Source organism: Larkinella sp. VNQ87 (assembly GCF_049445795.1).
Classification (GTDB): Bacteria; Bacteroidota; Bacteroidia; order Cytophagales; family Spirosomataceae; genus Larkinella.
In genome coordinates, this window is the sequence record NZ_JBMSDT010000003.1 from 400505 (window position 1) to 415488 (window position 14984).

A 14984-nucleotide genomic window follows, 5' to 3' on the forward strand; every position below is an offset into this window, starting at 1 on the left:
TACGGATCAAAAGTGAAGGTTCTCATGGCCGTTCTGGTCTTTATCTGGTTAGAAAAGACACAAGCAACCGCACAGCCGGTTTCGACCGGGCAAATCAATGGCCGCGTGGAAGAAGCGCCGGGCCAGCCGCTGCCGCTGGTGACGGTCCGGCTGCACAACATGGCCGATTCGACCCTATTGAAAGGCGTCGTGGCCGACGAACGGGGCGCTTTCGTGCTGAGCAGCGTACCGCCCGATACCTATTACGTCGTGCTGTCGCTGCTCGGCTACGAAACGTACACTTCCCGGCCCCTGACGGTGCTGGCAAACCGCAATCCGATTGATCTGGGTGTGATTCGGCTGGTGCCTGAAGTGCGGCAGGTGGCGGAGGTGCAGGTGGTGGCCCGGCGGCCGTTCATTGAGCAGGATGCCGAAAAAACCATCCTGAATGTGAGCAACAGCCTGGTTTCGACGGGCGGAACGGCTTTGGAAGTGCTGGAAAAAGCGCCCGGCGTGGAGATCGATTACCAGAGCAACCAGATTAGTCTGCGCGGGAAACAGGGGCTGCTGATTCTGATCAACGGCAAACCGACCAACCTGTCGGCCCAGGAACTGGCGAGTTTCCTGCAAGCCCTGAGCAGCGCCACCATCGACCGAATTGAAATCATGCCAAATCCACCGGCCCGCTTCGACGCGTCGGGCAATGCGGGCGTCATTAACATCCGGTTGAAAAAGGAACAGGGCGCGGGCCTGAACGGCAGCCTGACCGGGGGCGTGGGCTACGGCGAAACCGCCAAGTACAACGCGGCCGGTACGTTTAACTACCGAAACCGGACCCTCAACGTCTACGCCAATGCCGACTGGAATCACAATCCGTGGCATATTTACACCAACTTCCGTAGGCTAATCAATCACCCGCGTGGGCTGGTGGTCGTCGATCAATACAATGACTGGTACCTGGAAAATGCGTCGCGCTCGGCCAACGCGGGCCTCGACTGGACACTCAGCCGCCGGACCACGCTGGGCACGCTTGTCACCTGGACGAGCCTCGGGTCGGATCAGCTTTCGAAAAACCGCACGTTGATGCAAAGCCAGAACCGGACGGATTCAGTCCTCACAAACCGGGGCGACATCAACGGCGGCACTGATCGGTACCTGTTCAATCTGAATGTAAAACACGTTTTCGATTCCACCAACCGCCCCCGCCCCCCCGCCGAGCTGACCTTCGACGCCGATTATTCGCCGTATCAGTTTACCCGCCGGAACACCTACGAAGGCAACTACGCCAAACCGGACGGCACCGTGCTGACTCCGTTTGAGTACCGCAGCTACGCACCGACGACGATTACGCTGGCGTCGGTCCGGGCCGATTTCCTGCGACCGCTGACGAAATCGACCACCGTCGAGCTGGGTTACAAAAGTACCTGGCTGCAAAGCCGGAGCGATGTGCTTTTTGAGGAACTCAAGGGAGAACGCTGGAAACCCGACCCCCGGTTTAGCCTGAATTTCCGGTACCGGGAAACGACGCAGGCCGGTTATGTCAACTTCCGGACCCGCTCGCGGGGGTGGGAAATCCAGGCCGGGCTGCGTGCCGAACACACCCAGTCGGTGGCCGAAGCCCTGGAGACCGAAAACCGGGTGGTGCGGGATTACCTGAACTTGTTTCCGAGCCTGTTCATTACCCGGAAACTGTCCGATAAACAGCAGGTGCAGGTGTCGTACAGCCGACGCATTGACCGGCCTACCTACCAGGAAATGAACCCGAACGTCGAGTTTCAGACGCCTATTCTGTTTCACCAGGGCAATCCGTTTCTGGTGCCGCAGTATACGAAAAACGCCCTGCTGACCCATACGTACGGCAGCGTGGTGACGAGCCTGGGCTACAGCGATGCGACCGACGCGTTCGTGTGGGTGGCGGAGCAAAACGATCTGACGTTTGAACAACGCAACAGCTACACCAACGCCCGGCGGTTTCAGAATGTGAGCCTGACGACTACCGTGCCCTGGTCGCCGGTTCGCGGGTGGACTACCTCCAACAGCCTGAGCCTGTACCAAAACCGCTACGCCATCGAGCTTTCGGCGGGCTTGTTTCAAAGCGTGCAGAACTCGCTGACCGTGCGCTCAACGCACACGTTTAGCCTGCCGGACAACTGGACGCTGGAGCTTTCCGGTTTTTACAATTCACCCCGGACCAACGGTTTTTTCCAGGTCAAACACCAGTCGCAGGTGAGTGTGGCCGTTCAACACCAGTTCTGGCAGAAAAGAGCGACGTTTCGCTTAAATTTGACCGATTTGTTTTACGGAAATGTGTTTCGGAATACGATTCGCTACGAGAACCTGCACGTGAACAATTACGCCCGGCGCGAAACCCGTCAGATTCGGGCCACGCTCAGCTACCGGTTTGGTAGTCAGCAGGTAAAAGCCGCCCGGAGCCGAACCACCAGTTCCACCGAAGACCAGCAACGACTATGATGGGAGCCATTCCCTCCGACGCAAAAACCGCCTTGACCCTGCCCTTCAGCGAGCGGGCCATCCGGCGGTACACGTTTGGCTTTTTCGGCGCTTTTCTGATCGTTTCGCTGCTGGAAATTTTCGTGTCGACGGCGCTCCGGCGCGATTTCCGGTATCCGGCGCTCGATGTGACCTATTTTGCCGTGCAGTGGACCATCTGGACGCTGCTTAGCCCCGTCATCGTTCACCTGGCGTTCCGGTATCCGCTGGGGCGGTTTCCGTTGCCGCAGTGGGCCGGGCTGCACCTGGTGCTCGGAACGCTGTTTATTTCCCTCGAATTTCTGGTCGAAATCCCGACGGCCCGGCTGGTCAAAACCTGGTTGTGCCACCGCCCGACCGACACCATCGCGCAGTACCTCTCGCAGTATATCACCCGGTTTAACTTTTTCCTGCTCATTTATTTGTTCGTCGTGGTCTGCATCAACGTCTACCTGTACGTCGTGCGGTACCACCAGGCCACCACCAACCGCCAGGACATCGAACTGAAAGCCGAGCAACTCCGGACCCAACTAGCCGACGCCCAGCTTCAGGCCCTGAAAATGCAGCTCGATCCGCATTTTCTGTTCAACACGCACAACGCCATCACGGCCCTCATGTTGGTAGGTGACAGTGAGCGGGCCATTCGGATGATCAACGGCCTGAGTAATCTGCTGCGGGCTATGCTCGACCGGAAGGACGAACAACTGGTGCTGCTGGAAGAGGAAATGGCCCTTTCACGAATGTACCTGGATATTCAGCAGATCCGGTTTCGCGACCGGCTGAGTCTGCACGTCGAGCAGGCTCCCGAGACGGCCCGGTGCCTCGTGCCGCACTTCATTCTGCAACCGCTGATCGAAAATGCCATCATTCACGGTGTGGAAGCCTCGCTGGGTCGGAAGTTTATCCACGTTACGACCCAATTGGTGGATAATCAACTGGAACTCGTCGTGACCAATAGCTACAACCCGGCCGCCGTCCCCCGAACTGGCACCGGCATCGGCCTGACCAACACCCGGCAGCGTTTGCAGTATTTGTACGGAGAACAGGCCAGTTTGCGGTTTTTGCCGGGCCCGTCGACCGTCACGGTGGTGGTGACGGTTCCGGTGCAGTACGCCGATAAACCGGCGGCAACGGAACCCAGACTGGTGACCGCATGACGACGTACCGAACGCTGCTGATCGACGACGAGGAACTGTCGCGGGAAGTGCTGAAAACCTTTCTGGCCGATTGGCCCCAAATCCGGATCGTGGGAGAGTGTGCCGATGGGTATGCGGCCGTGGAGCAGATTACGGCTTTACGGCCCGACTTCATTTTTCTGGATGTGCAGATGCCCGAACTGGACGGCTTTGAGGTCGTTCGGCGGGTGCAGCCGGTTTTTCTGCCGTACATCATTTTTGCCACCGCCTACGACCAATACGCGCTGAAAGCCTTCGAATTGAAGGCGCTGGATTACTTGCTGAAACCGTTTGATCGCCAGCGGTTTGGGCAGGCGTTGCAGCGGACGCTCGAACAACTGGCGCTCCAACGCGCGTCGGATTTTAACGCCCGCATCGAAGCCTTGCTCGAAACCGGGCTAACCGACCGGCCCGTGCGGCAACCCGAGTACCTGACCCGACTGATGATCAAAGAAAGCAAGCGGATTTTCTTTTTGCCGGTGGAAGAGGTGCAGTACATCGAAGCCGATGGCAATTATCTCTGGATTCACGCCGGAAACCGGCGACATCTGCTGAACGAGTCGATTAGTATGCTGGAACAGAAACTCCCGCCCGCGCAGTTTATCCGGATCAATCGCTCGTACATTATTAATCAGTACGCGATTCAGGAAATGGAGCCGTATTTCAACGGGGAATACAACGTCAAACTGACGAATGGGGCGGTTTTGCGCTGGAGCCGTTCCTACCGCGACCGGCTGGGGCAACTCGCCGGGTGGACACCCTGACCCGGCGAGTTCGGCACCAACGTTACTTGCTAGGCGTGTCCTGACGGGACACAATCTTGCTGACAATCTTCCACTCATTATTGATTTTGAGCAGGTTAAAGAAATCGATAAACCGGAATGTCGGGTAATCGATCTCGACCCGCGCCTGAGCCGCCGTTCCGGCGTATTCGTACCGGACAATGTGGGTGGTCCGCTCAGATTTCTGCCCGGCGGTTTTCCGGGCGTTGTTCAGGTAATCGGCAATCGGCACATCCCGGAACTGCCCGGTTTTGAAATCCACGAGCTTCATCGACGCCGACGGATGAAAGGCTTTGATCAGGCGCGTGGTGTCGCCGTTGGTGCCGCCTTCGAGGTAATTCAGCAAGGTTTCCTGAATCAGGGCATCGTCGGTGCGGGCGGTTTGGGCCTGCGCGCCGAGCGACAGCGCCAGAACGGCGGTGATGGTCAAAAGCATCGGACGGATTGGCATACGTTGTTTACGTTGTTCGGACAAACGTAACGGTTGGTAAGCCCGGATGCGACCGTATTCTTGCAGCTTGTTCGGAACCGTTCACCAAACGCCCCAAAGCACTTGCAGGCTGAGTAAATCGGGGCTCAGGGTTTGAGCAGTTTCACCGTCACCGACTGCAACCCGCTGGTCGCCCGGAGCAGCAACAGCCCCGCCGATTGCTGACCGATCGGCAAGGTTTGCCGCTCAACGGTTTCGGCCCGTTCCAGAAACCGTTCGCTGATTGGCCGTCCGCTGGCATCGCTGAGTTGCAGCCGAAGGGCTTGTCCGGATGCCCCGCGTACCTCAAACTCCACGGCATCGCCCGTAACCGGGTTGCCAAAAACCGTAAGCTGCAAGTCGTTGGCCCCTTCGGCCGACAGCCGGGCTGAGCCGCATTGGTAGGTTTTGGGCGACCCTTTCAGCACGAATGTACTGCCCAGCACCCGGGCTTTGACCACCGTACCACTGGTTAAACCGATGGGGGGCGTAAAATTATAGGCGTGTACGCCGTTGCCTTTGTTGGCGTCTTTCAAATCCTGGCGGTAGATGTTGGCGAGCGCACTGCCCCAGATGGTTTCGTTGCCCGGACTGATTTCGGTGTAAAACTCGACTGTTAGCGGGGTATTCGGTTTGTCCCGGTCCCAGACCCAGCCCCGGATACCGCCACAATCGAGCTTGTCAAGATAACCGTCGAAATTGCCCGAAACCGGGTCGCTACCCGCCGGACTAACCGTCAGGTTAAAACTTACGCTGTTGGTGGCCCCCGGTTCGTCTTTCGCCGAATACGTCAGCACGAAGGTTCCGGTTCCGGTGGGCGTGCCGCTGATGACCCGGCTGGCCGCGTGCAGGGACAGGCCCGCCGGGAGCCCGCTCAGCGTGTAGGTCAAAAGACCACCTTCGGGGTCGGTGAAAGCCACCAGTGTACCGGAAAATGGAACACCCTCTTTGGCCGCGACCGGCGCAATCAGCACAGTGGGGGTGGGCGGCACCGGCGGTTTGTTGCCGGGCGGAACGGTACTGTTCTGGCAAATAAGTGCTTTGGGGGAGTCTTTGAGCGTAAAATTGCTGCCCGTTACTTTGGCCGAGAGGGTGTGTGGCAAACCGTCTTTGAGCGATTCGGGCAGGACGAACTGAAACGCGTGTTTTCCATTGCCTTTTCCGGCGTTGAGCAGATCCAGTCGGAAATCGCCCGCAGGCAGGGTAGCGATCAGGTTCCCGTTGTCGAAAATATCGACCGAAACGACCGCGTTCGGTTTGTTCCGATCCCAGGCCCAACCCCGGAAGCTGCCGCAGTCGGCTCCGTAAATATAACCGTCGAAGCTGCCGCTGACGGGCGCGCAGTTGGAAACCGTGTGCAATTCAAACGCCCCGATGTCGATCCGGCCGCTGTTGAAAAACCGGGGATTTCCGGCCAGGTCGGTGGTGCCGCTGGTCTGGTCGGTGCTGGCGGGGTCGCCCGCGTCGATGGCGGGGGTGCAGGTTTTCAGTTGCAGGTCCGAATCACTCACGAATGGGGAGGTGGGAGTGGTCAGGTTGTTGGCTCCTTCGTAGCCGGTTGCCTGCGTATCGAACAGGCTGTAGTAGGCGTAAATTTTGGAACCGTTGGAATTGAAAAAGGTATCGTTCCCGTCGTTGTTCCAGATAATGCAGTTTTTAAACGTCGTGGAGCCCCCGGTCTGGTGCGACAGGCCCGCGCCATCGGTGGCCGTGTTGCCCACAAATGTGCAATTTGTGAACAATTGCACGGAATAATTAACTGAGATGCCGCCCCGAAAGGCCGAGTTGCCCACGAAGCTACAGTTGGTAACGACCGGACTGCCGCCGTCGTTGGCGATCACGCCACTGTTGCCTGATGATGAATTATTGGTAAAACTCGACCGCGTAATCACCGGACTGCACGTCCCTCCGCCCGTAATGCCATTGAACATCGCACCCCCGTTCGTACTCGTGTTCTGGCTAAAGAGGCAGTTGGTAATCACCGGTTTACACTGGCCGGAAAAGTCGACGTAATTGTAAAGCGCCCCGCCCGAACTGGCTGAATTGCCGGTAAAAACGCAGTTGGTCAGCACGGGACTGCAAACCCCGCCCGAATTCGCCAGACTCCGTATGGCCCCGCCGGACGTGGCCGCGTTACCGGTGAAGAAGCAGTTGCGAATCGTGGGGCTGCTATTTTGGAGGACGATCGCGCCCCCGGTCCGGTCGGTCTCGTCGCTGATGTCGTTGGCATTCCCGCCCGTGATCACAAAACCGTCCAGAATGGCGCTGTTATCCACCTGCATGGACGCATTATCAATGATGTGGTACGAATTGTCATCGTTGCCCGGACCGCCGATGTCTCCGCTGAGCGTGGTGCTGGAGGGCGTACTCAGATTGATCGGAGGGCGGTCGCTCAACAGGGTTTCGGTACCCGAAAAACCGCCGTAGAGGGCCACGTTATTCAGGAGAGAAAAACTCAGGGTGCGGTCGGCTGCGCCATAAGCGGGTTTGTAAACACCGGCGGCTACCCACACCTGTACTTCCTGGTTGCCATTCGTTTGCGAATACTCGAGGGCGGTTTCCAGGGCAATCCGTAACTGGGTTTCTTTAAAGGCGTTTTCCCAGGACGAACCATCTTGGGAGCCGCCCCCCGTCGGGGTGACGTAATAGATTTTCTGGCTGTAAACCGTCAGGCTGGCCAGTAGCAGGCCTGCCAGCAGGAGACAACGGTTTAATCGGTACATCGGTAAAAATCGTTTCATAAACGCCGGGCGGTTTGTGGTGTGACGAGTCGGTTTTGCGAAGCAAAGAAAGCGATTTACAAAGTATTCGGCCAGCCGGAATCGATACCTGGCGGACGCGGGTCAATACCTGGTGGAAACGCGGGGGTAGCCGGGAACGGAACGACCGGGCGAAAGCAACTCAAAAGCTTGCTGACGGTTCGTCGTCAGTGGACCAAAGTGGAGTCAGTTGCCGGGCATGTTGGATGATAAGTAGCTCGATAGCCCAGTAGAAAGGTAATAGGTGCCAGTCGAAAATAAGTCAAAAGTTGGAATGCCCAGGCTGAATTGGTAAACCGAATGTTATTCTTCTGTTTAACCCGATCAAAGGTACAAGAAAGGCGTCATTCCTTTGACTAATCCTCAATCTTTGACCGGTACGCTTTTCGGGAGCACCTCACTGTTTATGAGGATCTGCAAATAAGGGGTTGTGGATAAACGTACTGTCGGTCAGCAAATGCAGAAAAGCCAGCAGATCCTTCTTTTCTTGATTGGTCAGTCGCAAACCTCCCGCCTGAGCCGGAGCCAATTCGGCCCCTAGATTAGGACTATGCTGCACATGATCGCTGTAATGGTCGATTACCGCTGACAAGGTGGCAAACCGGCCGTCGTGCATGTAGGGAGCCGTTAGGGCAATGTTGCGCAGTGTCGGCACCCGAAACCGCCCCAGGTCGAGAGCAAGGCCTGTCACAGTCTGCCGCCCTGAATCAGCAGGGATGGCGTCCAGACCGTTGTTGTGAAATAACTCCTGCATCAGCTTTGGACCACCGTGGCAATGGGCGCAGTTGCCCCCGCGAATGTCTTTAGTAGCATTGGGGGCCGTAGTAAACAAGTCCAGGCCCCGCTTTTCTGAAGCCGTTGGGGTATATTGCCCCCGCAAGTACCGGTCATACGGTGAGTCGGAAGAAATTAACGTCCGCTCAAACTGGGCAATGGCCTTGGCAATCCGTTGGTCAGTAATGGTATCCGAACCAAACACATGCCGGAATAAGGCAGGATATGGAGCAATTTTCCTTAATGCGAGAGCGGCTTCACCCGGTTTTCGACCCATTTCATCGGCATGAGTCAGTGGAATCAGCGCCTGTTCTTCCAGACCCGTCGAGCGGCCATCCCAAAAGAACTGTCGCACCCACAGGAGATTGACTAAAGACATAGAATTTCGACGGGTCGGGTTGCCGCTCACGCCTACGCTGACCGCCAGCCCGTCGGTGAAGGCCCGCGCCTGCTGGTGGCAACTTGCGCAGGAAACCGTTCCGGTTTTGGATAGACGTGGTTCGTAAAACAAAAGCCGGCCTAGATAGACCCCCTCCTGTGTCATCGGGTTATCAGCCGGAATGCTGAACCGCCCGCCGAACGAAACCGGGTATTGCAGGGAATACGGACCAGTCGGCACCGGATTATCGGCGGTTTTCCAGGCTATCAACCCGGTTACGAGTAACAGTACAGAAAACCCCAGGCGGAACATCTTTTTATTTGGCAAATCGGACTTCAACGCTTTTTACTTCCCGGACCCAGCGGGCCGGTTTCTTCTCCCCGGGAACCACGATCCGGTACGGTCCCACACCCGCAGGTAACGGCGTTCCGTCAACACTGTCAGCCAGCACAATGGTTCGCGTAGTAAACTCAGGGTCCAGTTCAGGCAGGGCATACAGAGCTTCGTAACCGTCGGCGGCTTTCACGACTACGTATTTCATCAGATTTTCGCCCCTTAACTCTCCGCCCAGTGTAACCCCAGCCTGCTTAAGCAAGTGGGCCAGCGGTACGCCCGAATAACGGTGTTCTTTACCGTCGCGGTCCTGACCCGTTACCTCTGTGTGCGGCATCGCTTTCAGTTCTGCGGACTGAATGACCAGCGGCTTGGTAACTTCCCCGGAAATCGTCAGTTGCCCGTAGCCTTTCCCAGCCAGCAAGGTAAGGAGTAGACTCAAAAACAATGGCCCTACATAAATAGAGATACGGAAATGGGCTTGGATTGGGTTCATCACAGGTTGGTTATTAAAAGGTTGATAAAGTAGTTGCGACCCGGCTCGGGGAACCCTTCAACCAGGGCGTAGTTGCGATCCAACAGATTATTCACCCCGCCTTCCAGGCTCACGTAACGCCACACCCGGACTGACGCCTTAGCATAGGCTACCATAAATCCGCCCACCTGGGTGCCGTAGCTGGTGCTATACCGGCGTGAATTGTATTCTACGTTCCCGATCAGCGTTGCCCGGCGCAGCAATTGAGCCTGCGCAAAGACAAGAATTTTGTGATCAGGCACATCGATGAATTTCACTTCCGGATTGTTCAGGTTATGGCGATGGATGTACGAATACTGTGCCCCCGTCTGAAGGGCTTTCCCAATCGGCACTTTTACGGACACATCACCCCCGTAGAACTCGGCTCGACCCGTATTCTGAAACTGGTACACGTTCGGTTGTACATTGTTGACCTGCTGAATGGCGTCGGTCAAGCGGCTATAAAACAGGCTACTCTGCACGGTCAGATTTTGACCTAAGGCGCCGAGCTTTATCAGATCGTTGTACGTGGTCTCAAGGTGGAGGGCTGATTCAGCTTTTAGGTCGGGATTCGGAATGGCGGCACCCATGCGGTACGAATATCGGTCTTTGATGGTTGCGAATCGGGTTTTTCGCGCGACACTCAGGCTCAACTGCCGCCCGGCAGAAGGCCGAAAAAATAGCCCGGCCTGTGCATTGAATGCAGAACTGTTGTTTCCCGCAAAGGGCGTAATTTGTTTGGTTGTACTTTCGTAATTTTCAGCCCGCAAGCTCCGGCGGGAATTATAGCTGACACCCGGTACCAGTGACAACCGGTTTGTCAGCCGGTACACCTCTTCCACCGCCACCGACAATGTCTGATCAGTGAACGTTCGCACCGGCTCACCGAGGTTGTTTTCACGGTGCTGATCGTGTTTGTAATGAAAGGAGGCTTTCAGGTCGTGCCTGTTAGCTAACCGGTTCCCGTATTCAACCGATCCTCCCTGGGTGTCGTCATTGTAGTAGCTGTTGAAGGAGGAGCCGCGTGTCTGGGTTGAGTAGGTGTTATTATCAAAGGTGCTCAGCAGGTTTTTAAAGCGGTCGTAGAACAGCCGAACTTTTACGTAGCTGCCAACTGATAGCGCCGTACGGGAAATAAAATACCAGCTTTCCTTGTTCCAGTAGGGCCACTTCCAAAAGCGAGGATTCTGTCGGGGATCAGTTCCGGCGTAAGGCGGTGTGCCTTTGGTACCCCGTTGATTAACGTAGCTAATCGTATATTCGTCGGTGGCATTCGGTGTGAACCCTACTTTCAGGCTGTATTTCCGGTCGTTGCGATAGGCATTTTCCCGGTCACCGCCATCTTCCTGTGGACGGGCTTCAAACTGTTTCGACAAGGGAAACGTCTCCTGTCTGAGCTGCGAAGCTGAAGCCTGGAGGTAGAATTTCCCCAGGTTGCTGCCGAGGTTCAGGTTGAGTCGGTGCCCCGGTCCGCTCATCAAACCCGCCCGGCCTTCAAATTCCAGGCGTTGCCCGGGTCGGCGAGAGACCAGATTGATAGCTCCGCCCATGGTATTGGGTCCATGGATCACCGATGAAAAGCCCTTAGCTACATTAACTTCAGCCAGATCGAAGGTAGTAAACCGGCCCAGGTCCACGTAGCCGTCATAGGGTACATAGACCGGAATCCCATCGATGAAGACGGGTACCTGTCGCAGATCAAAGCCGCGCACATAGACCATTGTTTCGTTGCGTGCGCCCACGCTGGAAAGCGTAACACCTGGCAGCAGGTTTAACGCCCGACTGACATCCAGTCGATTGAAGGCTTCCATCCCATCCTTATTCGCTGTCTGCAGGGAGTCGATTGATCGGCGTCCCATAACCGACACTTCACCCAACAAGAAGACTTGGTTCTGTCGTATGGAGTCAGGATATTGGGCAAAGCAAACAGAGGTAAAAAATAGGAGGGTCGTCAAATATCCGAAAAATGGAGTATGGCTTGTAGAGTTCATCCAAATGAGACAGCGTAAAAGGGTCGTTATGTTCTGTCAAATATAACGACAGTTTGAATACCACTGCCAGGTTCGTACTATATTAAAGATTATGCGACTAGATTTTGTTGATTGTCGCGCTCAGGCGCGAGGTAGGCCCGATGATGACTGGCAACCCGCAGGTCACGACCATCACCGTGTCACGAAACCAACCGCTAGGTACACGTAACGTATCTTTGATGATTCGTAAGCGTTTGATGCCACTGTTGGTGTGTTCGATCACCACTCGCAACGGACTTAGCATCTGATTATACAAGAGTTGACTAAATGTCAGTGCGCCGTTTTTGGGCTTTTTGCGAGCCATTTCCACCAGTACACCCGGTGGATGATTCCCTACGAATCTCAAGCCCTGTCGTAGCACGCTGCCAACGGGTAGTAGTCAACATCCAGGTAGGCCGTTTGGCTTCGGTCAATGAGGATAACCCCTGTCACAACCAAAATCACGATCAGGATAAAAACGCCACTAACCAGGACAATCCTTTTCAATATTTTCATACTAGCGGTGTTCTGGGGTTACTACATCCGTTTTTCCCCCTTTCAGGATCAGCCACAAAGCAAACCCAAGCTCGGCCAGGGCCATAGGCAGGCTAAGTACCATTTCAATCTTCACGATTTGATCCTGGTACGTCGGTGCCACTTCCCTGGCCAGATGAATTCCGGAATAGCACAGGCCAGCAAAGAGGAGTAAACCGCCAATAATATTGGGAATAGATTTCGCCTGTATGGTCAGGACGCCTAATCCGAACAAATGGACTCCAAAGAGAATTAACCCTTTCGACCATATGGATTCAAACGCCTTCAATTCATTCATCAGCTGAGTGGACGGCGCGGTGCTTTTCGCCAGGCCCACCACCGTAAAGAGGTGTAAGATGGCCGCTCCTAAAATGAAAGCATAAACAATCCTAACCACGGCGGTGGCGAGCGCAACACCCGGATTGACTTCTCTGAGAAACCAGTATAACCCCCAGGCAGTTAGGATGTCGAGGAAAAAAATGGTAATCCAACCGATAAGGCCGCCAACAAAAACACCCATTGACGACTGGATATGGTCAAGAGTAACTTCTGGACTGTCCTGAACAACCAGGGAACTAAATACATAACCGTAAGCATACCCGGCTGCTAAGGCCATGGCGATAAGCGACAGACCGGCTAGGAGTGCATATGACCTGTACGTTTTAAGTTTAATTAATTTAAAATTCAGTAATTCATGAATGGAGTTCATAAAGGCAACGGTTAGATCAATCATCCAGGAAGAGCAGGTAAAAACGGCCTGAACGTAGGTAGCATGGTGAGCGGTTTGTTCTGAGCATTGGCTTTCGGCATCGTCTCCCGAGGCTTAATCGATAATACAGGTATCGGTGATCGGTTGACTAACTGCTTATAAAAAGGGCCACTGAACAGCCGATGATCGCTGGTTGCGTTGTCGGCGGTGACAATAATTAGGTCTGCGTCACGCTCTTCTGCCTGTTTCAACACGGCTTTAACCGCCGAGTCTGTTTGCCAAAGCAACACCTCGGCGTCGATGGTGTCACTCACGAGTTGCTTATTGAGTGATAAGACGGTCGTTCCAATCAATTTGATTTCTTCAGAGTCTTCCTGACTAAATAGTCCCAGTACCGTTAAATGAGCCCGGTTTCGCTGAGCAATTGTACGGGCTAAATCATATTTGGTCATCGCACCGGGAACAGGGCGTACTGGAAACAGAATTTCGCGAAAAGCGTTGATCTGGGCTTTTTCGGGTACGGTTAGTACCAGACACGGAGCTTCTTTGATAGCGTGGTACGCAGTTGAACCAAATACGTATTGAAGAAGCCCGGACGTCGTTTGGGCGTCCATCACAATCAGGTCAGCGCTGAACTCTTCGGCGGCTTCGGCAAGGCGGTCAATGGCTGCACCAGCCCGGCATTCTACCGAATAGCGGATGGATTGATCGCGTAGCCTGTCTTCGGCCCATTGGTGCAGCTGCCGATTGTCGGCTTCAACGGCTTCTTCCAGCGAAACGGAGGCCCACAAATTTGCACCAAGGGCGACTGAATTGAAGGAGTAGCGGTGAGGGTTGATAACGTGCAGCAACCTGAGTTGGGCCTCATGCCGCTGGCACATGGCTATAGCCAGACTGAGGGCGTTGGTCGAAGCCTCGCTGTAATCGACAGGAACAAGAATTTTATGAATGATTGACTTCTTCATTGGTTGTAAGCTGGTTTAGGTAAACGGATTGACTGGACTGAATCTTCGGACTGTGCTTCCCAGATAAGTAAGGTTGCAAACTCCCTAGATTACTGGTCACCTTTCAAATAGTACGGTAAGATGGAACCTCCGGAAATGACTGAAGCAGTTGAAGGAACCGTTCTTTACGCCAATAGGGACTGCCGATGGTGCTGTATGATTCGATCATGGCTATTTTATGCAGATCGTAATCAGTAAACGTTAAAGGTCGGATCGCAATAGTCATAATTATTGATGGATTTAGGTGAGAAAATAAAGCTATATCGGCTACCATGGACCTCGTGATGATTCCGGCTAGAGGGGCTTTGTGGATGTCCGAAAAGTCGCCCGGATTGCTTAGGGGCTACTTAAGCAAATATTAGAATTTACTTATAGCCAGAAAGACGCCTTCGGTAAGGGGTTCTTTTAGTAAATGCACAAAGTGTAATACTCTTCAAAGTTAGGACCACTAATTAAGTTGAAAAACAAGCTGTAGACTAGTGGTGAAATGAGCACAAAACGTAAACAGTATTCTCCCAACTTCAAATCCAAGGTGGCACTGAAAGCCCTTAAAGAAAAGCAAACGCTAGTCGAACTGGCCAAGAGGTTTGAGGTCCATCCGACCATGATCGGCAAGTGAAAATAAGAGTTTGTAGAACGGGCTCCAGCAGTCTTCTCTAAGTCGGTTGAAGCACCCGAGTTGATCGATCCCGAGCCGCTATATGCCAAAATCAACCGATTGGAGCTAGATAACAATTATTTAAAAAAGTTTGAAAAGCTGAGCTAGTCCGCCTGCGCACCCTGATCGACTGCCAGAGCCGGGTAAGTATTCAGGCTCAGTCTCTGCCATTTTGCCATGCTGGTTACGATTAAAACGGAAGCAGATAGAATATCTAAAGATATTTAAAAAAGCAGCGGATGAGACAATCTGAAATAGCCAACCATTTCGTCAACGTATAAAAAAATAGGCTACTAACTCGTTGAGAATCAGTAGCCTACAAGTGTTGTCAGTTGCCGGAGAAGGATTCGAACCCTCACAAACAGAACCAAAATCTGTCGTCCTACCCTTAGACGATCCGGCAATTGCGAGTGCAA

12 protein-coding genes and 1 tRNA gene are annotated in these 14984 nt (G+C 54.3%); 4 read left to right on the plus strand and 9 right to left on the minus strand.

Features of this window, described 5'->3' with window-relative positions; translation table 11 throughout:
* Positions 1–24 precede the first annotated feature (24 nt).
* Genes ACO2Q8_RS06830 through ACO2Q8_RS06840 form a run of 3 tightly spaced genes read left to right on the plus strand, consistent with a single transcriptional unit; the run spans position 25 to position 4408 of the window.
* Positions 25–2451 (plus strand): TonB-dependent receptor domain-containing protein, encoded by a 2427-nt coding sequence (locus ACO2Q8_RS06830; RefSeq protein WP_423344033.1) that lies wholly within the window; start codon positions 25–27, stop codon positions 2449–2451.
* Entirely contained in the window at positions 2448–3626 is a 1179-nt protein-coding gene (locus tag ACO2Q8_RS06835) for a sensor histidine kinase (protein ID WP_423344034.1), read from the plus strand. Before ACO2Q8_RS06830 ends, ACO2Q8_RS06835 begins: the two co-directional genes overlap by 4 nt.
* A complete protein-coding gene (locus ACO2Q8_RS06840; protein WP_423344035.1) occupies positions 3623–4408 on the plus strand; it encodes a LytR/AlgR family response regulator transcription factor in 786 nt (261 codons plus the stop codon). Before ACO2Q8_RS06835 ends, ACO2Q8_RS06840 begins: the two co-directional genes overlap by 4 nt.
* A gap of 22 nt (positions 4409–4430) precedes the next feature.
* Here ACO2Q8_RS06840 and ACO2Q8_RS06845 read toward each other — a convergent pair whose 3' ends face one another.
* The 8 genes from ACO2Q8_RS06845 to ACO2Q8_RS06880 all read right to left on the minus strand — a co-directional run bounded on the left by ACO2Q8_RS06845 (position 4431) and on the right by ACO2Q8_RS06880 (position 13871).
* Positions 4431–4877 (minus strand): nuclear transport factor 2 family protein, encoded by a 447-nt coding sequence (locus ACO2Q8_RS06845; RefSeq protein ID WP_423344036.1) that lies wholly within the window; start codon positions 4875–4877, stop codon positions 4431–4433.
* Positions 4878–5002: 125 nt separating this feature from the next.
* Complete coding sequence (locus ACO2Q8_RS06850; RefSeq protein ID WP_423344037.1) at positions 5003–7636, minus strand: putative Ig domain-containing protein; 2634 nt, start codon at positions 7634–7636, stop codon at positions 5003–5005.
* Positions 7637–8051: 415 nt separating this feature from the next.
* Positions 8052–9119: a cytochrome-c peroxidase gene (locus ACO2Q8_RS06855; RefSeq protein WP_423344038.1), complete on the minus strand. Its 1068-nt coding sequence runs from the start codon at positions 9117–9119 to the stop codon at positions 8052–8054.
* A gap of 4 nt (positions 9120–9123) precedes the next feature.
* Entirely contained in the window at positions 9124–9636 is a 513-nt protein-coding gene (locus ACO2Q8_RS06860; RefSeq protein WP_423344039.1) for a molybdopterin-dependent oxidoreductase, read from the minus strand.
* The gene (locus ACO2Q8_RS06865) at positions 9636–11513 is read right to left on the minus strand and encodes a TonB-dependent receptor plug domain-containing protein (protein ID WP_423344040.1); all 1878 of its coding nucleotides are present in this window, start codon (positions 11511–11513) and stop codon (positions 9636–9638) included. The genes ACO2Q8_RS06860 and ACO2Q8_RS06865 overlap by 1 nt, the downstream gene beginning before the upstream one ends.
* Before the next feature lie 229 nt (positions 11514–11742).
* Entirely contained in the window at positions 11743–12030 is a 288-nt protein-coding gene (locus ACO2Q8_RS06870) for a hypothetical protein (RefSeq protein ID WP_423344041.1), read from the minus strand.
* 150 nt (positions 12031–12180) lie between these two features.
* Positions 12181–12906, minus strand: coding sequence for a DUF4386 domain-containing protein (locus ACO2Q8_RS06875; protein WP_423344042.1), 726 nt, complete (start codon positions 12904–12906; stop codon positions 12181–12183).
* 20 nt (positions 12907–12926) lie between these two features.
* The gene (locus ACO2Q8_RS06880) at positions 12927–13871 is read right to left on the minus strand and encodes a universal stress protein (protein ID WP_423344043.1); all 945 of its coding nucleotides are present in this window, start codon (positions 13869–13871) and stop codon (positions 12927–12929) included.
* Positions 13872–14397: 526 nt separating this feature from the next.
* Here ACO2Q8_RS06880 and ACO2Q8_RS06885 point away from each other — a divergent pair.
* A complete protein-coding gene (locus tag ACO2Q8_RS06885; protein WP_423344044.1) occupies positions 14398–14529 on the plus strand; it encodes a transposase in 132 nt (43 codons plus the stop codon).
* 371 nt (positions 14530–14900) lie between these two features.
* Here ACO2Q8_RS06885 and ACO2Q8_RS06890 read toward each other — a convergent pair.
* Positions 14901–14971: transfer RNA gene (locus tag ACO2Q8_RS06890), tRNA-Gln, on the minus strand.
* Between the last annotated feature and the right edge of the window lie 13 nt (positions 14972–14984).

What these genes read in the sequence shown, in the direction of transcription:
- ACO2Q8_RS06830 (WP_423344033.1), top strand. Translation starts at nt 25, where the DNA reads ATGGCCGTTCTGGTCTTTATCTGGTTAGAAAAGACACAAGCAACCGCA.
- ACO2Q8_RS06835 (WP_423344034.1), top strand. Translation starts at nt 2,448, where the DNA reads ATGATGGGAGCCATTCCCTCCGACGCAAAAACCGCCTTGACCCTGCCC.
- ACO2Q8_RS06840 (WP_423344035.1), top strand. Translation starts at nt 3,623, where the DNA reads ATGACGACGTACCGAACGCTGCTGATCGACGACGAGGAACTGTCGCGG.
- ACO2Q8_RS06845 (WP_423344036.1), bottom strand. Translation starts at nt 4,877, where the DNA reads ATGCCAATCCGTCCGATGCTTTTGACCATCACCGCCGTTCTGGCGCTG.
- ACO2Q8_RS06850 (WP_423344037.1), bottom strand. Translation starts at nt 7,636, where the DNA reads ATGAAACGATTTTTACCGATGTACCGATTAAACCGTTGTCTCCTGCTG.
- ACO2Q8_RS06855 (WP_423344038.1), bottom strand. Translation starts at nt 9,119, where the DNA reads ATGTTCCGCCTGGGGTTTTCTGTACTGTTACTCGTAACCGGGTTGATA.
- ACO2Q8_RS06860 (WP_423344039.1), bottom strand. Translation starts at nt 9,636, where the DNA reads ATGAACCCAATCCAAGCCCATTTCCGTATCTCTATTTATGTAGGGCCA.
- ACO2Q8_RS06865 (WP_423344040.1), bottom strand. Translation starts at nt 11,513, where the DNA reads ATGGGACGCCGATCAATCGACTCCCTGCAGACAGCGAATAAGGATGGG.
- ACO2Q8_RS06875 (WP_423344042.1), bottom strand. Translation starts at nt 12,906, where the DNA reads ATGAACTCCATTCATGAATTACTGAATTTTAAATTAATTAAACTTAAA.
- ACO2Q8_RS06880 (WP_423344043.1), bottom strand. Translation starts at nt 13,871, where the DNA reads ATGAAGAAGTCAATCATTCATAAAATTCTTGTTCCTGTCGATTACAGC.
- ACO2Q8_RS06885 (WP_423344044.1), top strand. Translation starts at nt 14,398, where the DNA reads ATGAGCACAAAACGTAAACAGTATTCTCCCAACTTCAAATCCAAGGTG.